Origin of the sequence: Phreatobacter sp. (assembly GCF_052440005.1) — a bacterium.
Taxonomy (GTDB): Bacteria; Pseudomonadota; Alphaproteobacteria; order Rhizobiales; family Phreatobacteraceae; genus Phreatobacter.
Genome location: NZ_JBQVQL010000008.1, coordinates 41,904 through 59,993, shown reverse-complemented (window position 1 = coordinate 59,993; position 18,090 = coordinate 41,904). Strand labels below are relative to the sequence as shown.

The following is an 18,090-nucleotide window of genomic DNA, read 5'->3' as shown; positions in this document are numbered from 1 at the left end:
AGGCGGCAACCCCGCCCGGTGGTCACGCATGCGTCAACGCACCCGCAAACTCGTCGGCACGGTCCTTCTCCTCGTCTGGGTGAGCTTCTACGCCCTGGTGGTGATGGCGATCATGCACAACGCCGTCCGCCGTTTCGGTCCCGTCGGCGAGCCGGTCTTCTACGCCCTGGCGGGCATCGCCTGGATCCCCGTCGCCATGCTGGTGATCTGGTGGATGACGCGGCCGGACCCGGACGACGACGAGGCCTGACCTCTTGGGAGGCGTGCATGAGCGATGAGACCCCCGCCGTCGCGCGGACCATCGCCGAGATCCGCGCCCGCGTCGCCGGCTGGCGCGGCGAGGGCCTGAAGGTCGCCCTGGTGCCGACCATGGGCGCCCTCCATCCCGGCCACGTCTCGCTGGTCGAGACCGCCCGGCGCCATGCCAACCGGGTGGTGGTGTCGATCTTCGTGAACCCGACCCAGTTCGCGCCGACGGAGGATTTTGCGGCCTATCCCAGGACCTTCGATGCCGATCTTCGCACGCTGGCAGTGGTCGGCACCGAGGCGGTCTATGCGCCTGCCGTCGAAACCATGTACCCGCCCGGCGCCGCCACCACGGTGAAGGTCGAGGGTCCCGCGGCCGTGGGGCTGGAGGACGCCTCCCGCCCGTTCCACTTCGCCGGCGTCGCCACCATCGTCGCCAAGCTGTTCACGCAGGTTGCCCCCGACGTCGCCGTCTTCGGCGAGAAGGATTTCCAGCAGCTCGCCGTCATCCGCCGCATGGCGGCCGACCTCGACCTGGCCCTCGAGGTGATCGGCGCACCCACCCTGCGCGAGGCGGACGGCCTCGCCATGTCCTCGCGCAACGTCTACCTCGCGGCCGATGAGCGGGCGCAGGCCCCCGCCCTTTACCGCATTCTCCAGGAGGTGGCGGCCGCGCTCGCCGACGATCCCGCCGCGGCCGTGGCGAAGGGTCGCGCTGCCATCGCCGCCGCCGGCTTCGATCTCGACTATCTCGAATTGCGCGCCGCCGACGATCTCGGGGCCCCGCGCCCAGGCGTGCCCTGGCGCCTGCTGGTGGCCGCGCGGCTGGGCAAGACGCGGCTCATCGACAATATCGCGGTGTGAGCGGCCTCAGAGCAGGCCGAGTTCGGCCAGTTCCTTCGCCAGCTCCGGCGGCATGCCCTTGGTGGCGCCGGAATCGAGGTCCGGCGGCGCATCCGCGGCAGCGAGGTAGCGCCAGCCCTGGAACGGCCCCTTGCGGCGCGGCTGCACCCGGTGGATCACCGGCTCGAGGATGAGGTCGCAGCGCGAGATTCCCTCGCCGTCGGTGAAGGGGCGCACGCCGGTGAGCCGCTGCCGACAGAGAACCTGGCCCTTGATCACCCAGTAGAGCGAGCCCTCGCCGATGATCTCGTCGGCGCGCTTCGGCTGCATCCGCGTCGTGTGGACCTGCTCGCCGAAGCTCTTGATCCGCCAGTCGATCCATTGCTGCAGATCCTCGACGGAATCGGCGCCGACGCAGAGCTTGATCAGGTGGAGGGTCATGGCCCCAACCTAGCGCGCCGCCGCCGCCGCCCCAAGGGCCGCGACCTCACCGGCTGGGGACAACCGGCAGCGGCCGCAGCGCCATGCAGAGGTCGGTGCGCCAGACCGGCCCGTCACGCCGCGCCGCGACGATCACCCGCTGCGGCACCTGAAAGCTGACGCCGCAGGCGGCTGCGCTCACCGGCGTCAGCAGGGTGATGGAGGTGAGCTCCGGGCCCTTTTCCAACCGCTGCACGTCGATGGTCGCCTGCAGCTGGCCGCGCGCCACGGTGACGACGGCGACCGTGCCCTCGAAGACGATGTCGGCGCGCTGCACGATCTCGGCGCGGGAGAAGTTGTAGCACTGGCAAGCGGAGGCGGGGGTGGCGAGGGCGAGCCCGGCGAGGCCAAGCCCCATGGCGCATGCTCCCTGCAGGAAGGCAAGTGCGTCCTTCGAGGCTCGGCTCCGGACGATGCTGCACGCATCGCCGGGGCCTCTCACCTCAGGATGAGGAGGACGGAGACTTGCATCGGCCGGTCGGGACGCGCGGCGCCGACGCCTCATCCACACAGATGCCATGCACTGCCCTCCTCATCCTGAGGTGCGAGCCTCGGCGAGAAGCGAACGCATCCCGCGTTCGCTCGATGCTGGGGCGAGCCTCGAAGGACGCACTTGGCCGATGCAGGACCTTGGCCGATGCAAAGCATCACCCTCACGCCGCCTGCGCCGCGGACGCCTCGATGGAGGCCACCGGCGCGCCCTCGGCCACCTGCTCGCCCGCCAGCACCGCCACCATGGTGACTGTGCCGTCCGAGGGCGCCACCAGCGTGTGTTCCATCTTCATCGCCTCGATGACGGCGATGCGGTCGCCCTTGGCCACCTGCTGGCCGGCTTCCACGAAAACCTGCACGACCTTGCCGTGCATCGGCGCCTTCACCGAGCCGCCGCCGTCGAGATGGTCGAGGTCGACGTCGAGCGGATCGAAGGCGCGGATTTCGGTCTGCCGGCCGTTGCGGATGACGAAGAGCACCTCCGGGGTCTGGCGGAACATCGGCAGATGAGAGAGTGCGAGGTAGTCGCTGAGAAAGCGCGAAACACCGCCGTCGAGGGTCACCGCCACATTGGGTTCGCCGTGGCCAGGCTTCGGCCCCGGCCAGGTGAGGCGCGCCTCCACCATCTCGCCGTTGACCCAATAGCGCCGCGTAATGCTACGGGCCGTTCCGAGCTGGAACCCGTCGACATGCTGCCAGGGCGAGGTGTTCTCGTCCGTGAGGCCGCCGTCCTGCCAGTTGCGGTGGCTCCACTCTGTGTCGATGGCCTTCAGAATGCCGAGCCGCGCGGCCTCCGCATCCATCGGCTGCGGCACGGCCCCGAGCGCCTCGACGTTCCGGTCGATGAACCCCGTGTCGAAATCGCCCGCCCGGAACCCCTCCGCCTCGGTCAGCGCCTTCAGAAACCGCACATTGGTGCGCGGACCCGCCACCACCGTGCCGGCGAGCGCCTGACCCAGCCGGTCCAGCGCCTCGTCGCGCGTCGCGCCATGGGCGATGACCTTGGCGATCATCGGGTCGTAATAGGGCGAGACCTCCGCGCCCTCTTCCACACCCGTATCGATGCGCACGCCCTCCGCCGAACCGAATTCCAGCGCGTGCAGCGTGCCCGTCGACGGCAGGAAGCCCTTTTCCGGGTCCTCGGCATAGAGCCGCGCCTCGACCGCGTGACCCCCGATGGCGAGGTTCTCCTGGAGGAGCGGCAGCCGCTCGCCGGAGGCGACCCGGAGCTGCCATTCCACCAGGTCCTGCCCTGTGATCGCCTCGGTGACCGGATGTTCCACCTGCAGGCGGGTGTTCATCTCCATGAACCAGAACCGGTCCGGCTGCAGCCCCTGCGACCCGTCGGCGATGAACTCGACCGTGCCGGCGCCGACATAGCCGACCGCCTTCGCCGCCTCCACCGCCGCGCGGCCCATGGCCTCGCGCATCGCCTCGGGCATGCCGGGCGCGGGGGCCTCCTCGATCACCTTCTGGTGGCGGCGCTGCAGCGAGCAGTCGCGCTCGAACAGGTGGACGACATTGCCCTTGGTGTCGCCAAAGACCTGGATCTCGATGTGGCGGGGCGACAGAACATATTTCTCGATGAGCACGCGCGGATCGCCGAAGGCGCCCTGCGCCTCGCGCTGCGCCGAGGCCAGCGCCTCGTCGAAGTCCATCGCCTTGTCGACGCGCTTCATGCCCTTGCCGCCGCCGCCGGCAACCGCCTTGATGAGCACGGGATAGCCGATCTCGTAGGCCTTCTCCTTGAGGAATTTCGGCTCCTGCATGGCGCCGTGATAGCCCGGCACCACCGGCACGCCCGCCTTCTGCATCAGGGCTTTCGCGCCGTCCTTCAGTCCCATGGCGCGGATGGCGGAGGCGGGCGGGCCGACGAAGACGATGCCGGCCTCGGCGCAGGCTTCCGCAAATTCGGCGCGCTCGGAGAGGAAGCCGTAGCCCGGGTGGATCGCCTCGGCCTTCGCCTGTTTGGCCACGACGATGATCTTCTCGATGACGAGGTAGCTCTCCCGCGCGGCAGCCGGGCCGATGCAATAGGCCTCGTCGGCCATGCGCACATGCATGGCATTGGCATCTGCCTCCGAATAGACCGCGATGGTCCTCAGGCCCAGGCGCTTCGCCGTCTTCATGACGCGGACGGCAATCTCGCCGCGATTGGCGATGAGGACGGAGGAGAGCATGCACGCCTCGGGTTCAGGTCCAGGGGCGGCGAATGTACCCCGTTCGCGCGGCGATGCCAGCATGCCGAAGGGGAGAAGCCGGCGCATGGCATGTCCCCTGCCCCACGGCTTGCACGGGGGCGCGCGCGGCGGGACAAGGGCGCATCTGCCGGAGCCTGCCATGACCCATCTCGCCGACCTCACCGCCGCCGCGCTCTCCAAAGCCTATGCGGACAAGACGCTCTCGCCGGTGGAGGTGACCCGCGCCGTGCTCGCCCGCATCGAGGCCTGCGAGCCCGCCATCAACGCCATGTACATCGTCTCCTCCGACGCGGCGCTGGCTGCCGCGCAGGCCGCGGAAGCGCGCTGGGCCAAGGGCGCGCCGCTCTCGGCGCTCGACGGCGTGCCGGTCACGGTGAAGGAGAACATCGGCACGAAGGGCGACCCCGCCCCCATCGGCGTGCCGATCGCCGACATGACGCCGCGCGCCGAGGACACCCCGGTGCCAGCACGTCTCAGGGAAGCCGGCTGCGTCATCCTCGGCAAGACCACCATGCCCGACTACGGCATGATGTCCTCCGGGCTCTCCTCGCTGCACGGCGTCACCCGCAACCCCTGGGACCTCTCGAAGAACCCGGCCGGCTCGTCCTCCGGCGCCGGCGCCGCGGCGGCAGCCGGCTACGGGCCGCTGCACATCGGCACCGATATCGGCGGCTCGATCCGCCTGCCCGCCGCCCATTGCGGGTTGTTCGGGCTCAAACCTTCCTATGGCCGCGTGCCGATCCACCCGCCCTTCCTTGGCCGCGTCGCCGGGCCCATGACCCGCACGGTGGAGGACGGCGCGCTGCTGATGAACGTCATTTCGCGGCCCGACCCCCGCGACTATGCGAGCCTGCCCCATGACGGACAGGATTTCTCGACGGACCTCGGCGGCCTCGACCTCAAGGGCCTGAAGGTCGGCTTCATCACCGCCATGCCGGCGGGCCTGCCCGCCGATCCCGCCATCGTCGCGGCGGTGGAGGCGGCGGCCGCGGCGCTCGCGGCGGAGGGCGCCATCGTCACACCGGTCGAGGGCTATCTCACCGAAGCCATGCTCGACGGCATCTGCCGCTTCTTCGAGGCGCGCTCCCACGGCGACGTGGCGCGGCTCTCTGCGGCGGAGAAGGCGCGGATCCTGCCCTATATCGTCGAATGGGCGACCTGGCGCGCCGGCGCCTTCACCGGCGAGGACGTGATGAGCGGCTTTCTCGCGGTGCAGGCCATGCGCGAGGCCGCCACGAAGGCGATCCAGGGTTTTGATGTCCTGCTCTCGCCCTGCACCTGCCCGGTGAACTATGCGGCGGAAGCCCATTCGCCCACCGACGATGCGCACCGGGCGCTGGAACACATCCCCTTCACCGTGGCGCAGAACTTCTCCGAACAGCCCGCCGCCAGCGTCAACTGGGGCTGTGACGGAACGGGCTTTCCCATCGGCGTGCAGGTCACCGGCCACCGCTTCGACGATGCGGGGGTGATCCGTCTCTGCGCGGCGATGGAGACGCTGCGGCCGGAACAGAGGGATTGGCCGGTGGTTGCATAGATCGTTGCGTCTGCGCCCTGCATCAGCCAAGTGCGTCCTTCGAGGCTCGCCACCGGACGATGCTGCGCATCGCCGGGGCTCGCACCTCAGGATGAGGAGGGTAGTGGTTTGCACTTGAGGTGTTGAAGCGGGCCTCCTGAGCCTCTTTCGACGCTGATACCATACACTATCCTCCTCATCCTGAGGTGCGAGCGAAGCGAGCCTCGAAGGACGCAATTCGGTTTTGCCAAGAATTGCTCGCTACCGGAACTGCGCGCATATTCGCCTCATGCGGGCCTTCGTCTACATCCTGCGCTGCTCGGACGGGTCCTACTATGTCGGCTCCACCCGCGGAGAGGATATGGCGAGGCGCCTCTCCGAACATCAGCAGGGTCTTCATGACGGCTATACGGCCGCGCGCCTGCCGGTGACGCTCGCGTGGTCGGGTGAATTCGATCGCATCACCGAAGCCATCGCCTTTGAAAGACGGTTGAAGGGCTGGAGCCGCGCCAAGAAGGAAGCGGTGATCCGTGGCGAGTGGAACCGGCTGCCTGGCCTCGCGTCGCGCGCCCGTCGCCCCGCCTGAAGGCGTCCTCCCCTCAAATCGGCGCGACGCCCACCGTCATCCCGCCGCACACGTAGAGCACCTGCCCCGTCACGAAGCTCGCTCCCTCCGACAGGAAGAAATCGGCGGCATGGGCGATGTCCTCGGGCTGACCGAGACGCTGGACCGGCACGCCGCGGATGATCGCCTGGGTGCGCGGCGAATTGTGCGGGTTGGCCGACTTGAACAGCTCCGTCTCGATCGGGCCCGGGCCGATGGCGTTCACCGTGATGCCGTGGGGCGCGAGTTCCAGCGCCCAGGTGCGGGTGAGGCCGATAACCCCCGCCTTGGTGGCCGAATAGGCGGTGCGCAGCTCCTTTCCCAGCGCCGCACGGCTGGAAATGGTGACGATGCGCCCCTGCCCTGCCGCCTTCATGGCGGGCAGCGCCGCCTGCGCGGCGAGAATGCAGGCGCGCAAATTGATGGCCACGACCTTGTCGAAATCCTCCATCGTCGTCTCTTCCAGCGCCGCGGGCGCGGCGATGCCGGCATTGTTGACCAGCCAGAGGATGGCGTTCTCGGCGGTGATCTCGGCCAGCGCGGCCTGTGTCGCTGCGAGGTCGGTGAGGTCGCAGGCGACGTAGCGCGCCGCCGTCGGCTCGGCCGGCGCCTCACGGTCGAGGATGACCACCGGCAGGCCGCGGACCAGCAGTCTTTTCACGATGGCTGCGCCGATACCGCGGGAGCCACCGGTGACCAGGGCAGTGGGAGGAAGGGTATCGGTCATGCATTTCGTCCCCGTGATCGGCCGTTAGCGGCGCTTGTCGGGGTGAGACTAGACGGCTTGATGTAGGTCAGGCGAGCCGTTGGACTGCATGACCCAAGTGCGTCCTTCGAGGCTCGCTATCGCTCGCACCTCAGGATGAGGGAGGTAGAGCGTGGCATCAGCCTCCTCCGCAACGAGTCGTTCGCGCGCTTGCCCGTTGATGCAGGTCTCTCCCCTCCTCATCCTGAGGTGCTCGCCTGAAGGGCGAGCCTCGAAGGACGCACTTGCGTCGTGAAGCACTCGCCTTGTCGGGCCACCCTCACATCCGGAACACGCCGAACTTCGTCTCCGGGACCGGCGCGTTCAAGGCAGCGCTCAGCGCCAGCGCCAGCACCCGCCGGGTCTCGGACGGCAGGATGATGCCGTCGTCCCAGAGCCGCGCGGTGGCGTAATAGGGGTGGCCTTCGGCCTCGTAGTTCGCGCGGATCGGCGCCTTGAAGGCCTCTTCCTCCTCGGCGCTCCAGTTCTTGCCCTCGGCCTCGAAATTCTCGCGCTTGACGGTGGCAAGCACGCTCGCCGCCTGCTCGCCGCCCATCACCGAGATGCGCGAATTCGGCCAGGTGAAGAGGAAGCGCGGGGAATAGGCCCGCCCGCACATGCCGTAATTGCCGGCGCCGTAGCTTCCCCCCACCAGCAGCGTGATCTTCGGCACCTGGGCGCAGGCGACCGCGGTGACGAGCTTTGCCCCGTCCTTGGCGATGCCGCCGGCCTCGAACTGCCGGCCGACCATGAACCCCGTGATGTTCTGCAGGAAGAGGAGCGGGATGCGCCGCTGGCAGCACAGCTCGATGAAGTGGGCGCCCTTCTGCGCGCTTTCCGAGAACAGGATGCCGTTGTTGGCGATGATCCCGACAGGAATGCCGTGCAGGCGCGCGAAGCCCGTCACCAGCGTCGTGCCGTAGAGCGCCTTGAACTCGTCGAACTCGGAGGCATCCACCAGCCGGGCGATGACCTCGCGGATGTCGTACTGCGTCTTCAGGTTGGTCGGAACCAGGGCCTCGAGCTCGGCCGGGTCGTATTTCGGCTCGCGCGGCTCCGACAGCGCGATGTCGACGGTCTTCACCGAGTTGACGTTGGCGACGATGCGGCGGGCGATGGCCAGCGCGTGGGTGTCGTCCACCGCATAGTGGTCGGCGACGCCGGACTGGCGGGCATGGACGTCGGCGCCGCCGAGGTCCTCGGCCGTGACGATCTCGCCGGTCGCGGCCCGCACCAGCGGCGGCCCGCCGAGGAAGATGGTGCCCTGGCGGCGCACGATGACCGTCTCGTCCGACATGGCCGGGACGTAGGCGCCGCCCGCCGTGCAGGAGCCCATCACCACCGCGATCTGCGGGATACGCGCCGCCGAGAGGTTCGCCTGGTTGTAGAAGATGCGGCCGAAATGCTCGCGGTCGGGGAAGACCTCGGTCTGGTGCGGCAGGTTGGCGCCGCCGGAATCGACGAGATAGACGCAGGGCAGCCGGTTCTGCAGCGCGATTTCCTGGGCGCGCAGGTGCTTCTTCACCGTCATCGGATAGTAGGTGCCGCCCTTGATGGTGGAATCGTTGGCGACGATCATCACCTCGCGGCCCTCCACCCGACCGATGCCGGTGATCACGCCGGCGCCGTGGATGGGCTCGCCATACATGCCGTTGGCGGCGAGCTGGGAGAGTTCGAGGAAGGGCGAGCCGGGGTCGAGCAGCCCCATGACCCGGTCGCGCGGCAGCAGCTTGCCGCGGGCGACATGGCGCTGCCGGCTCTTCTCGTTGCCGCCGAGCGCCGCTTCCGCGCGCTTGGCCTGAAGGTCGGCGATGATCTCGCCCCAGGCCTCGGCATTGGCCCGGGCGTCGGGCGTGGCGGCGTTGAAGGATGACTTCAGGATGGCCAAGGCGTCACGGCTCCGGCAGGGTCTGCGGGGACGCCTTGGTTAGCGCGCCCCGGCGGGCCTGTCATCCGGGCGGAGCGGCGGAGGGCTCGCCCGGGGGTCAGGGCGTCACCGGCTCCATATGCGCCGCGCGGATGAGGGCCGCCGCCTCGGGGCTTCGCATCACCTGGAGAAAGGCACGCGCCGCCTCAGGCGCGGCGGGCGCTGCCGCGAGGCCTGCCGAATAGGTCGTGGTCAGCTGGATCTCGGCCGGCAGCGGGCCGATCATGCGCACGCCGCGCACCGGCATGATCTCGCTGATCTGGTGGAATACGACGTCTGCTTCGCCCTTCGCCACGCGCTCGGCGACGTAGCCGCCCATCTGCGGCCGGGCCCGCGCCGCGAGCTGGTCCTTCAGCCCCAGCCGCTCGGCGAGCTGCACGAAATAGATGCCGCTGGTGCCGCCGCCGGCCGGGTCGACATAGGCGACGCCCTTGGCCGCGAGGATGAGCCGCCGGATATCCTCGACCGTCGCGATGGCCGGTACCGGCGCGCCCTCGGCGATGCCGATGCCGATTCCCGTCCGCGCCATGTCCTGCCGCGATCCCGCGGCGAGACGGCCGCCAGCCATCAGCGCGTCGATCACCACCGGCGTCGCCACCACAACGTCGGCCGCCTCCCCGGCCTCGATGCGACGCCTGACCCCGCCGGCCGTATCGGTCACGAGGCTCACCGCATGGCCGCTGCGGGCCTGGAACAGGGCGGCGATCCGCTGGACGACCTCCTTCGAGGCCCCGGTCGCTATGACCCGGAGTTCGGCGGCGGAGGCCGGGGCGATCCCCCAGCCGAACGCCACGAGCGCCGCCATGGCGATAAAACCGCGTCGCGACATGGTCCTGGCTCCCACAACGACGTCTCCCGGAACGATTGAGCCCCGAACTCAGCCCTTCGGCTTCGGCGCCCATTCCTCCACCGGCCCGCCGGTCTTCTTCCACGCGCCGAAACCGCCCTCGACATGGGCGACGGGCTTCAGGCCCATGTCCTGCGCCGTCTTGGCGGCGAGCGCCGAGCGCAATCCCCCGGCGCAGAAGAAGACGAACTTCTTGTCTTCCTGGAACTGCGGCTTGGCATAGGGGCTCTCGGGGTCGATCCAGAACTCCAGCATGCCGCGGGTGCAGTGGAAGGCGCCCGGCACCTTGCCGTCGCGCTCCAGCTCGCGCGGGTCGCGGATGTCGACGAAGACCACGTCGTCGCGCCCGTGCAGGGCCTTGGCGTCCTCGATGGACAGCGTCTCGACGGCGGCATTGGCTTCGTCGATCAGGGCCTTGTAGCCCTTGGTGATGGTCTGCGGCATGTCATTCCTCCGGCCTTGCGGGCTGCGACAGTAGCACCATGCCTGCCCGGCCGGACACCCGCCGGACGGCGGACGAGTAGACGGGGCGGCCCGCCCCTTGCTACCGATGGTCCATGTTCGGCATGACTCTCCTCGACGGCCTCGCCTTCGGCTATTTCGCGCTCGCCTGGGCCGCCTATGCCTGGCTGGTGGAGGTCTGGGGCGGTAGGCGACGTGGCCTCACCGCCACCATGGCGGAATATCGCCGGCGCTGGATGGCCGAGATGCTGGTGCGCCCGAACCGCATCGTCGACACCCAGATCAACATGACCCTGCAGCAGGGTTCGTCCTTCTTCGCCTCCACCTCGCTGCTCGCGGTCGGCGCCTGCCTCGGCCTCATTAACGCCTCGGACCGGGCCCTGGAGGTTGTCCAGTCGCTGTCCTTCGGCCATGCCGGCTCGCGCGAGCAGTGGGAGATCAAGCTGGCAGGGCTGATGGTGATCTTCGTCTACGCCTTCTTCAAGTTCGGCTGGGCCTACCGGCTGTTCAACTACTGCGCCATCCTCATCGGCGCGACGCCCGAGGGCGAGCGCCGCAATTCCGAGGAGGCCGAGGCCATGGCCGCCCGCGCGGCGCGGATGAACACCATCGCCGCCGCCCACTTCAACCGGGGACAGCGGGCCTTCTTCTTCGCCCTCGGCTATCTGGGCTGGTTCGCCGGGCCGGCCATCTTCATGGTGGCGACCACGGCCGTCTTCGCCGTGCTCTATCGCCGCCAGTTCTTTTCCGAGAGCCGGCAGTCGGTGATCTAGCGTACCATCCCGCCAAGTGGATCACGGTCGGCGGATGAGGATGATGCGCCCAGATCATCGCTAGCCGCGCCTTCGCGGGTCCGGATGTCCGTCCAGGCGCATCTGGAAGAGAAAATAGGTCGGCGAGCAATAGCCGAGGCCGGCGACGCGCTCCACCTCCGGCAAATCGGCCGGCAAGGCCTGGCACATGAAGTCCTCGCGGCAGAGCCGCTCCGCCGAACAGGTTGCCCGCATGCCACGGACGATGGCGCCGCCGAGGCAGCTGGCGAAATCATTGGTGGCGACGCAGATGTCGAAGGCCCGCCCTCCCGCGAAACCGCAGATCTCGTTCGGCGGCGGCCCCCCCGGCCGGAAGGCGGCGAAGCGCCGGTCCGCCTCGTCGCACTGGCGATAGGCGAGGCCCGCCGGGGCGCCGCCCACCGGCGGCCGGCATGTGTGGTCGCGGGCGTTGATGCGGGCCGCGCGGCTGTTGATCTGGCCGGTGACGGCGAAGCGGTCGAGCCAGGGGCGCGCCGGATCGGTGGTGGTGATGCGCCCCGTGAGGCAGGCTTGGCCGGAGAATGCGTCGCGCCTCTCGTTCAGCACGCATTGGCCATAGGCGACGCCGACGGCGTCGCTCTCGGCGAGCTCGGAACAGCTGGCGCGGCCCTCGCAGGAAAAGCCCGCGGCGATATGGCGGCGCTGCGCCTCCGGCAGGCAGGCCTGGCCGAGCCCCGCGCGCCGGAAGGCCGGTGCGCCCTCCCCCTCCCAGCGCGCCGGCGGGCTGAGTGGCAGCGGCCTGTAGCGGTTCGGCGCGCGATCCTCCGCGAGCGCCTCGGCATAGGCGGTGCGGCGCGGCCGCTCGGCGAAGAAGTGCGGTGAATAGCCGACGAGTACGCGGTTGACCGGGGTCATCGCCCGCTCGTCCTCGCCGATGAGGTGGAAACCGGCCGTCGCGCCGGACTGGTGGCAGCCCTGGCAGGTGCCGGCATCGAGCCGTTCGACGAACCCGGCGGGGCTCGCGACGGTCGTCATCCCGCCGAAATCGAGGCCGGAGAAGGCATCGCCGGTGGCCCCGTAGATCTGCGCGAAGGGGCGGTTGGCGAGCCGGGCGGAGCCATAGGTCGAATAGGACAGGGCGCGGGTGGCGAGAAACCGCTCGGGAAGCAGGATGACCCCGCCGTCCACCGCCGCGGCCCGCTCGGACAGGAACCGGGCGAGATCGGCCCGCAGCGCCGCATCGCCCTGGAGCCGCGTGACATCGGGCGTGTTCTCCAGCCCCTTCTCGACGAGACGGACCCCGCCCCCGCCCGCGACGCCGAAGACACGCATCAGATAGGCCGCCTGGCCGCCGAAGGTCGTCTCCTGTCCGGAGGGGAAGCGGACGATCTGGGCGTTGATCTCGATCTGCCGCGGCAGACCGCGCGCTCCGGCCAGCGGCCCGTCGGCGAGCCATGTGGCGCGGGCTGCGGCATCGGTGCGTCCCTCCGGCACACGGAATCGGCGGGCGAGCGCCCCGCAGCCGTCGGCCGGCCGTGGCAGGTCGTGCACGACGTTCACCGAGAAGGGCATGCGCGAGGCATAGACGCGCCCGCCGCGCTGGAACCGATAGGCGAGCCGGTAGACGAGCCGGACCTCGCCGCAGCTCACCTCGCCCCGGGCGGGATCGGCGAAATCCCGGCGGTCGAGGCGCAGCACGACCCCCGCGAGGCCGAAGCGCGCGGTCGGCGACGACAGCCAGGCTGTCTCGAACACCCGGCCGACATTGCCGTCAGTTACCTCGTAGAGGCGGCGGCCCGTCGCCTCCATGGCCCGCCGCAGTTCGCCGATGTCGTCGGACACGGTCTCCGTGACCCGGCGCCAGGCGGGGCTCGCCGCATGCAGGGCGGCGTTGGTCGCATCGCCCTTTTCTCCCAGGGCCGCGCCGAAACCGAAGCCCCGCGCCTCCAGCGCGGCGAGGACCGACGGGTCCATCGTGTCGAGGAAGGGCCGGCCCGCCTCCCAGGCGCGCGCCAGGGGCGCAGCGAGGACCAGAAGCAGGGCCAGGGTGGCGCGCAGGACGAAGGGGCGGTTCATGGGGGCGACCATCGCCGCGCTTCGTTTCCGTCCCGTGCCGCAGACGCTCGACGCCCGTCGCGCCTTCGTGCATGACGGCGCCATGACCCAGACCGATTCAGACCTCGAGGCCGCGATCCTCCAGCTCGCTCAGGCGCGCGGGCCGGACAAGTCCATCTGCCCCTCGGAGGCCGCCAAACACGTCGCCGCCGCCCGCGGCACCGACTGGCACACGCTGATGCAGCCGGCACGGCGGGCCGCCGTCGGTCTGGCGCTCGCCGGCCGGCTCATCATCCTGCGCAAGGGCAAGCCGGTGGACCCCGCCGACTTCCGCGGCGTCTACCGACTGACCGTGCCGCGGGAAGACTGACGCCTCACGGCCCCGGCAGCAGCGCGTCGGTACGGCCGCCCACACGGTACGCGAGCAGCCCGACCCATTCCCGCGCCATGCGGTCGACGAGGTCGAGCCCACGGCTGACGGGAAGGATCGGCCGCCAGAGTTCATAGGGTCTGCCGCGCGTCTCGTAGTCGGTGGGATAGGCGACGACCTCCCAGCCGGCGCGGCGGAAGATGCCGATCGAGCGCGGCATGTGCCAGGCGGAGGTGACGAGCAGCCAGGTCTCACCGGGCTTCGGCTGGACGATGGCCTTCGTCAGCACGGCGTTCTCGAAGGTGTTGCGGCTCTCGCGCTCCAGCGTGATGCGGGCGGGATCGACACCGAGCCGGCGGAACAGCGCATCGGCGGCGCCGGCCTCGTCGGCCGGATCCTCCCCCAGCAAGGCCGCCGAGCCGCCCGTGAAGACGAGCCGAGCCGCGGGAAAACGCCGCGCGAGCGCCACCGCCTCGGTCATCCGGCCCGGTGCGGCGCCGATGGTCGGCTGGCCGCGCGCCGCGCTGGTGACCTGGTCCATCGAGCCGCCGAGCACGAGAATGCCGGTCGGGGCCGGCATGCCCTCCGCCGGCAGGGCGAAGCGGTTCTCCAGCGGCCGGGCGAGCCAGATGCCGAGAGGCGAGACGCCGCAGACGGCGAGGCCGAGCGCGGCGGCGATCACCAGCCGCCGCCCTCCCCCCGCCCAGCGCGTGAAGAGCATGAGGGCGCCCAGCGCCAGCATGGCCGTCAGCAGGTTCGACGGCGCCGCAAACCACCACAGGATCTTCGACAGGTAGAAGAACAGGTGGCTGGCGAGGCTCATGCCGTCTTCTGGAACAGCTCGCGGCCGATCAGCATGCGGCGAATCTCGGATGTGCCGGCGCCGATCTCGTAGAGCTTGGCGTCGCGCAGCAGCCGGCCCGTCGGATAATCGTTGATATAGCCGTTGCCGCCGAGGAGCTGGATGGCGTCGAGCGCCATCTTCGTGGCGTTCTCCGCCGCGTAGAGGATGGCGCCGGCGGCGTCCTCGCGCGTCGTCTGGCCGCGGTCGCAGGCCTTCGCCACCGCATAGACATAGGCGCGGGCGGCGTTCATCGACACGTACATGTCGGCGATCTTGCCCTGGACGAGCTGGAACTCGCCGATGGCCTGGCCGAACTGCTTGCGCTCGTGGACATAGGGCATGACCACGTCCATGCAGGCCTGCATGATGCCGATGGGGCCGGCGGCCAGCACGGCGCGCTCGTAGTCGAGGCCGCTCATCAGCACGTTGACGCCGCGGCCGACCTGGCCGATCACGTTCTCCTCCGGCACCTCGCAGTCCTCGAACACGAGTTCGCCGGTGTGCGAGCCGCGCATGCCGAGCTTGTCCAGCTTCTGGGCGCAGGAGAAACCCTTGAAGCCCTTCTCGATGAGGAAGGCGGTCATGCCGCGCGCGCCCGCCGCCGGGTCGGTCTTGGCGTAGACGACGAGAACGTCGGCGTCCGGGCCGTTGGTGATCCACATCTTCGTGCCGTTGAGCACGTAGCGGTCGCCCTTCTTCTCCGCCTTCAGCTTCATCGAGACGACGTCGGAACCGGCGCCGGGCTCGGACATGGCGAGGGCACCGACATGGGCGCCGCTCATCAGCTTCGGCAGGTAGCGCCGCTTCTGCTCGTCCGAGCCGTTCTTGCGGATCTGGTTGACGCAGAGGTTGGAATGGGCGCCGTAGGAGAGCCCGACCGAGGCCGAGGCGCGCGAAATCTCCTCCATGGCGATGCAGTGCTCGAGATAGCCGAGGCCGGAGCCGCCATACTCCTCCTCGACCGTCACGCCGAGCAGGCCGAGGTCGCCGAACTTCTCCCAGAGATCCATGGGGAACTGGTCGGTCTTGTCGATCTCCGCCGCACGCGGGGCGATCTCCGCCTGGGCGAAGGTGAAGACCGTGTCGCGCAGCATGTCGGCGGTCTCGCCGAGGTCGAAGTCGAAGGGGCGCGGCGTGTTCCTCAGCATGGCTTCATCCTTCACGCGCAGGCTTCGTGCGGCTGCGACATCAGGGTTATAGAAGCCGTGCGGCGGGCTGTCATGATCTGCCGAGCGGCAGGGAGACGACGATGACGGATGCGCCCCAATCCCCCTATGCGGAGCGGCCGAACCGCTTTCCGCTGCCGCCGCTCATCTTTCTGGCGTCCCTCGCCCTCGGCTACGGCCTCAATGCACTGGCGCCCGTCGCCCTGCCGCTCCCGACCCTCGCCAAGGCCCTCGGCGCGCTGGCGCTCGGCGCCGGCCTCGCTCTCATCCTGTGGGCCTCCTCCACCCTGGCGCGGGCGGGGACGGCCGTCCTGCCCCACCACGCCGCACGGCGCCTGGTCACGACGGGCCCCTTCGCCTGGAGCCGCAACCCCATCTATCTCGGTGAGGCGCTGATCATCGCAGGCTTCGGCGGGGTCGAGGGCGCGCTGGGTTATCTCGTCGCCGCGGCGGTCTTCGTGATGGCGATGACGCATTTCGCCGTCGTGCGCGAGGAAGCGCATCTGGCGGCAGGGTTCGGGCCGGACTGGGAGGCCTATGCGGGACGCGTGAGGCGGTGGGTGTGACGGGGTCGCCCCTGCACGACCGAAGTGCGTCTTCGAGGCTCGCCGCCGGACAATGCTTGCGCATCGCCGGGGGCTCGCACCTCAGCATGAGGATGGCGAGACTGGCATTTTGGCCTGCTGAAACCAGCCACGGCTGCGCCTCAGACGAGGCCGGGCACCGTCCTCCCTCATCCTGAGGTGCGAGAGAGCGCGACCGATCAGAACCGCGGCCTGGATGCCGGCAGCGGGGCCGTCGTCATCGCTGGCGCATCGGCGGCCGGAACCGCGGCGGTGGGCACAGAGGTCGTCGCCGTCGGCACCTGGGCGGGAGCCGTCTCGGCGGCGGCGAGTGCCACCGGCTGGGCTGAGGGTGCAGGCGCAGCGGCGACCGCCGTCGCCCCGTGGCCGCGATGGCGGAAGCCGGTCTGGGCGATCTGTTGCCACTGCTGGCGCGTGCCGGCGAAGACGTTGCGGTCGACCGGCGTGTTGATGCCGGCGACGCGGCCCGTGGCGGTGATCTGCCAGAAGGCCCAGCGCCGGCCGGGATAGCGCTCGTGCGGCACCGCCGCGACCGAGCGGACCCAGAACGGATACTCGGCGAATTCGTTGCCGGCGAGAACCTCGCGGTGGAACTTGATGTCGGCGTAGATGATCGGCTTCTTGCCGTAGTGCCGTTCCATGGCGTGCAGGAACTCGCGCATCTTCGCCTGAGCCAGCGCCACCGGCACGCGGCGCGGGCAGGTCGGCGACTGGAAGTTCCACTCCACGTCGAGCACCGGCGGCAGCGCGTCGGGCTCCACCGGGACGTTCCGCTTGAACCAGGCGATCTGGTCGGCCATCGGCCGGCACCAGTAGGTGAAGTGATAGGCGCCGCGCGGCACGCCCGCCCGGCGCGAGGCTTCCCAGTTCTCGCGGAAGCGGCTGTCGAGCCTGTCGCCGCCCTCCGTCGCCTTGATGAAGGCGAAGGAGACGCCCGCCGCCCTCACCTGCTCCCAGTCGATCTGCCCCTGGTACTTCGACACGTCGATGCCGTGCACCGGGTGGGCATGATGGCCCACCGTATGGGTGATGGTCGGGAACGGGTGGTCACCCGTCTGCGGGGCGGCGACCTCTGTCGGCACGCTGCCGCAGGCGGCGAGCATCAGCCCCATCAGGGTCACGGCGGTGAAGGCGATGGAGCGTCGTGTCATGGTCAGCGATGTGGCCAAGGATTGCGGCTGCGGAATGGCGGCCGCTCATCCCATCCTTATGCTTTACGACCCGTTTCCTTTTCGTAACGGGCCTTGGTCTCGGCGTTCGGCGGATAGAGGCCCGGCAGCGGGACGCCCTTGTCGATCTCGCCCATCAGCCAGCCCTCGAGATGCTCCTGCGCCTCGGCGGCCTCGAGCACGGCGTCGACCATGTCCTGCGGGATGAGAACCGCGCCGTCGCCGTCGCAGACGACGATGTCGTTCGGGAAGACGGCGACGCCGCCGCAGCCGATCGGCTCCTGCCAGTTGATGAAGGTGAGCGCGGCGACGGAGGCCGGCGCAGCGGCGCCCGAGCACCAGACCGGCAGGCCCGTGCCGCGAACGCCGTCGGCATCGCGCACCACGCCGTCGGTGACGAGGGCGGCGACGCCGCGCTTGGCCATGCGGGCGCAGAGGATGTCGCCGAAGATGCCGGCGTCCTTCGAGCCCATGGCGTCGACGACGGCGATGACGCCCTCGGGCATGGCCTCGATGGCACCGCGGGTCGAAATCGGATGCGACCAGCTGGCGGGGGTGGCGAGGTCCTCGCGCGCGGGCACGAAGCGCAGCGTGAACGCCCGCCCGACCGTGCGCTTGCCGGCGTGCGAGAAGGGCTGCGTCCCCGCCATCCAGATCTTGCGCAGCCCCTTCTTCAGCAGCACCGTCGTCAGCGTCGCGGTGGTGATGGTCTCGAGCTTCGCCTTGATGGCGGGATCGAGAGGCAGGACGTCGGTCATGGCAGGGGTCCGTCGGAAGGCATGAAAGA

Annotated in this window: 19 protein-coding genes; 7 read left to right on the top strand and 12 right to left on the bottom strand. The window is 69.8% G+C overall.

What is annotated here, in order from left to right:
• The first annotated feature begins 28 nt into the window (after window positions 1-28).
• Window positions 29-250, top strand: a complete 222-nt coding sequence (locus tag ACT6XY_RS03640) for a DUF2842 domain-containing protein (RefSeq protein ID WP_444746971.1) — start codon at window positions 29-31, stop codon at window positions 248-250.
• A 17-nt stretch (window positions 251-267) separates the two neighbouring features.
• Window positions 268-1,110: a pantoate--beta-alanine ligase gene (gene panC, locus ACT6XY_RS03635; protein ID WP_444746970.1), complete on the top strand. Its 843-nt coding sequence runs from the start codon at window positions 268-270 to the stop codon at window positions 1,108-1,110.
• 6 nt (window positions 1,111-1,116) lie between these two features.
• Here the strand turns inward: panC and ACT6XY_RS03630 are convergent, their stop codons facing one another.
• The 3 genes from ACT6XY_RS03630 to ACT6XY_RS03620 all read right to left on the bottom strand — a co-directional run bounded on the left by ACT6XY_RS03630 (window position 1,117) and on the right by ACT6XY_RS03620 (window position 4,241).
• Window positions 1,117-1,530, bottom strand: a complete 414-nt coding sequence (locus ACT6XY_RS03630; protein WP_444746969.1) for a DUF1489 family protein — start codon at window positions 1,528-1,530, stop codon at window positions 1,117-1,119.
• 46 nt (window positions 1,531-1,576) lie between these two features.
• The gene (locus ACT6XY_RS03625) at window positions 1,577-1,927 is read right to left on the bottom strand and encodes a hypothetical protein (protein WP_444746968.1); all 351 of its coding nucleotides are present in this window, start codon (window positions 1,925-1,927) and stop codon (window positions 1,577-1,579) included.
• Between the two features lie 295 nt (window positions 1,928-2,222).
• Window positions 2,223-4,241, bottom strand: coding sequence for an acetyl/propionyl/methylcrotonyl-CoA carboxylase subunit alpha (locus tag ACT6XY_RS03620; RefSeq protein WP_444746967.1), 2,019 nt, complete (start codon window positions 4,239-4,241; stop codon window positions 2,223-2,225).
• A gap of 160 nt (window positions 4,242-4,401) precedes the next feature.
• Here ACT6XY_RS03620 and ACT6XY_RS03615 point away from each other — a divergent pair, with 160 nt between their 5' ends.
• Window positions 4,402-5,799: an amidase gene (locus tag ACT6XY_RS03615; RefSeq protein ID WP_444746966.1), complete on the top strand. Its 1,398-nt coding sequence runs from the start codon at window positions 4,402-4,404 to the stop codon at window positions 5,797-5,799.
• 268 nt (window positions 5,800-6,067) lie between these two features.
• Window positions 6,068-6,364: a GIY-YIG nuclease family protein gene (locus ACT6XY_RS03610; RefSeq protein WP_444746965.1), complete on the top strand. Its 297-nt coding sequence runs from the start codon at window positions 6,068-6,070 to the stop codon at window positions 6,362-6,364.
• Window positions 6,365-6,377: 13 nt separating this feature from the next.
• Here the strand turns inward: ACT6XY_RS03610 and ACT6XY_RS03605 are convergent, their stop codons facing one another.
• From ACT6XY_RS03605 to ACT6XY_RS03590, 4 genes are all read right to left on the bottom strand, one after another.
• Window positions 6,378-7,109, bottom strand: coding sequence for an SDR family NAD(P)-dependent oxidoreductase (locus ACT6XY_RS03605; protein ID WP_444746964.1), 732 nt, complete (start codon window positions 7,107-7,109; stop codon window positions 6,378-6,380).
• 298 nt (window positions 7,110-7,407) lie between these two features.
• Window positions 7,408-9,015, bottom strand: a complete 1,608-nt coding sequence (locus ACT6XY_RS03600; RefSeq protein WP_444746963.1) for a carboxyl transferase domain-containing protein — start codon at window positions 9,013-9,015, stop codon at window positions 7,408-7,410.
• 97 nt (window positions 9,016-9,112) lie between these two features.
• Window positions 9,113-9,883, bottom strand: a complete 771-nt coding sequence (locus tag ACT6XY_RS03595) for a molybdate ABC transporter substrate-binding protein (protein WP_444746962.1) — start codon at window positions 9,881-9,883, stop codon at window positions 9,113-9,115.
• 48 nt (window positions 9,884-9,931) lie between these two features.
• Window positions 9,932-10,345, bottom strand: a complete 414-nt coding sequence (locus ACT6XY_RS03590) for a rhodanese-like domain-containing protein (protein ID WP_444746961.1) — start codon at window positions 10,343-10,345, stop codon at window positions 9,932-9,934.
• Window positions 10,346-10,458: 113 nt separating this feature from the next.
• On the opposite strand from ACT6XY_RS03590, the gene ACT6XY_RS03585 reads away from it, so the two are divergent.
• Complete coding sequence (locus ACT6XY_RS03585) at window positions 10,459-11,136, top strand: DUF599 domain-containing protein (protein ID WP_444746960.1); 678 nt, start codon at window positions 10,459-10,461, stop codon at window positions 11,134-11,136.
• 60 nt (window positions 11,137-11,196) lie between these two features.
• Here ACT6XY_RS03585 and ACT6XY_RS03580 read toward each other — a convergent pair whose 3' ends face one another.
• A complete protein-coding gene (locus ACT6XY_RS03580) occupies window positions 11,197-13,203 on the bottom strand; it encodes a hypothetical protein (protein ID WP_444746959.1) in 2,007 nt (668 codons plus the stop codon).
• On the opposite strand from ACT6XY_RS03580, the gene ACT6XY_RS03575 reads away from it, so the two are divergent.
• On the top strand, window positions 13,190-13,540 hold the full coding sequence (locus tag ACT6XY_RS03575) for a DUF3253 domain-containing protein (RefSeq protein WP_444746958.1): 351 nt from the start codon (window positions 13,190-13,192) through the stop codon (window positions 13,538-13,540). The genes ACT6XY_RS03580 and ACT6XY_RS03575 overlap by 14 nt on opposite strands.
• 4 nt (window positions 13,541-13,544) lie before the next feature.
• On the opposite strand, the gene ACT6XY_RS03570 is transcribed toward ACT6XY_RS03575, so the two are convergent.
• Complete coding sequence (locus ACT6XY_RS03570; protein ID WP_444746957.1) at window positions 13,545-14,363, bottom strand: YdcF family protein; 819 nt, start codon at window positions 14,361-14,363, stop codon at window positions 13,545-13,547.
• Entirely contained in the window at window positions 14,360-15,532 is a 1,173-nt protein-coding gene (locus ACT6XY_RS03565; protein WP_444746956.1) for an isovaleryl-CoA dehydrogenase, read from the bottom strand. The genes ACT6XY_RS03570 and ACT6XY_RS03565 overlap by 4 nt, the downstream gene beginning before the upstream one ends.
• A 101-nt stretch (window positions 15,533-15,633) precedes the next feature.
• Here ACT6XY_RS03565 and ACT6XY_RS03560 point away from each other — a divergent pair, with 101 nt between their 5' ends.
• Window positions 15,634-16,116 carry a methyltransferase family protein gene (locus ACT6XY_RS03560; protein WP_444746955.1) on the top strand — a complete coding sequence of 161 codons (483 nt, stop codon included), beginning with the start codon at window positions 15,634-15,636 and terminating at the stop codon, window positions 16,114-16,116.
• A 197-nt stretch (window positions 16,117-16,313) separates the two neighbouring features.
• Here the strand turns inward: ACT6XY_RS03560 and ACT6XY_RS03555 are convergent, their stop codons facing one another.
• Together ACT6XY_RS03555 and ACT6XY_RS03550 are read right to left on the bottom strand one after the other, a co-directional pair.
• Window positions 16,314-17,303, bottom strand: coding sequence for a glycoside hydrolase family 25 protein (locus ACT6XY_RS03555; RefSeq protein WP_444746954.1), 990 nt, complete (start codon window positions 17,301-17,303; stop codon window positions 16,314-16,316).
• A 38-nt stretch (window positions 17,304-17,341) separates the two neighbouring features.
• Complete coding sequence (locus tag ACT6XY_RS03550; RefSeq protein WP_444746953.1) at window positions 17,342-18,061, bottom strand: ribonuclease activity regulator RraA; 720 nt, start codon at window positions 18,059-18,061, stop codon at window positions 17,342-17,344.
• Between the last annotated feature and the right edge of the window lie 29 nt (window positions 18,062-18,090).

What these genes read in the sequence shown, in the direction of transcription:
- ACT6XY_RS03565 (WP_444746956.1), bottom strand. Translation starts at nt 15,532, where the DNA reads ATGCTGAGGAACACGCCGCGCCCCTTCGACTTCGACCTCGGCGAGACC.
- panC (WP_444746970.1), top strand. Translation starts at nt 268, where the DNA reads ATGAGCGATGAGACCCCCGCCGTCGCGCGGACCATCGCCGAGATCCGC.
- ACT6XY_RS03615 (WP_444746966.1), top strand. Translation starts at nt 4,402, where the DNA reads ATGACCCATCTCGCCGACCTCACCGCCGCCGCGCTCTCCAAAGCCTAT.
- ACT6XY_RS03610 (WP_444746965.1), top strand. Translation starts at nt 6,068, where the DNA reads ATGCGGGCCTTCGTCTACATCCTGCGCTGCTCGGACGGGTCCTACTAT.
- ACT6XY_RS03590 (WP_444746961.1), bottom strand. Translation starts at nt 10,345, where the DNA reads ATGCCGCAGACCATCACCAAGGGCTACAAGGCCCTGATCGACGAAGCC.
- ACT6XY_RS03640 (WP_444746971.1), top strand. Translation starts at nt 29, where the DNA reads ATGCGTCAACGCACCCGCAAACTCGTCGGCACGGTCCTTCTCCTCGTC.
- ACT6XY_RS03625 (WP_444746968.1), bottom strand. Translation starts at nt 1,927, where the DNA reads ATGGGGCTTGGCCTCGCCGGGCTCGCCCTCGCCACCCCCGCCTCCGCT.
- ACT6XY_RS03605 (WP_444746964.1), bottom strand. Translation starts at nt 7,109, where the DNA reads ATGACCGATACCCTTCCTCCCACTGCCCTGGTCACCGGTGGCTCCCGC.
- ACT6XY_RS03580 (WP_444746959.1), bottom strand. Translation starts at nt 13,203, where the DNA reads ATGGTCGCCCCCATGAACCGCCCCTTCGTCCTGCGCGCCACCCTGGCC.
- ACT6XY_RS03585 (WP_444746960.1), top strand. Translation starts at nt 10,459, where the DNA reads ATGTTCGGCATGACTCTCCTCGACGGCCTCGCCTTCGGCTATTTCGCG.
- ACT6XY_RS03550 (WP_444746953.1), bottom strand. Translation starts at nt 18,061, where the DNA reads ATGACCGACGTCCTGCCTCTCGATCCCGCCATCAAGGCGAAGCTCGAG.
- ACT6XY_RS03560 (WP_444746955.1), top strand. Translation starts at nt 15,634, where the DNA reads ATGACGGATGCGCCCCAATCCCCCTATGCGGAGCGGCCGAACCGCTTT.
- ACT6XY_RS03595 (WP_444746962.1), bottom strand. Translation starts at nt 9,883, where the DNA reads ATGTCGCGACGCGGTTTTATCGCCATGGCGGCGCTCGTGGCGTTCGGC.
- ACT6XY_RS03575 (WP_444746958.1), top strand. Translation starts at nt 13,190, where the DNA reads ATGGGGGCGACCATCGCCGCGCTTCGTTTCCGTCCCGTGCCGCAGACG.
- ACT6XY_RS03570 (WP_444746957.1), bottom strand. Translation starts at nt 14,363, where the DNA reads ATGAGCCTCGCCAGCCACCTGTTCTTCTACCTGTCGAAGATCCTGTGG.
- ACT6XY_RS03630 (WP_444746969.1), bottom strand. Translation starts at nt 1,530, where the DNA reads ATGACCCTCCACCTGATCAAGCTCTGCGTCGGCGCCGATTCCGTCGAG.
- ACT6XY_RS03620 (WP_444746967.1), bottom strand. Translation starts at nt 4,241, where the DNA reads ATGCTCTCCTCCGTCCTCATCGCCAATCGCGGCGAGATTGCCGTCCGC.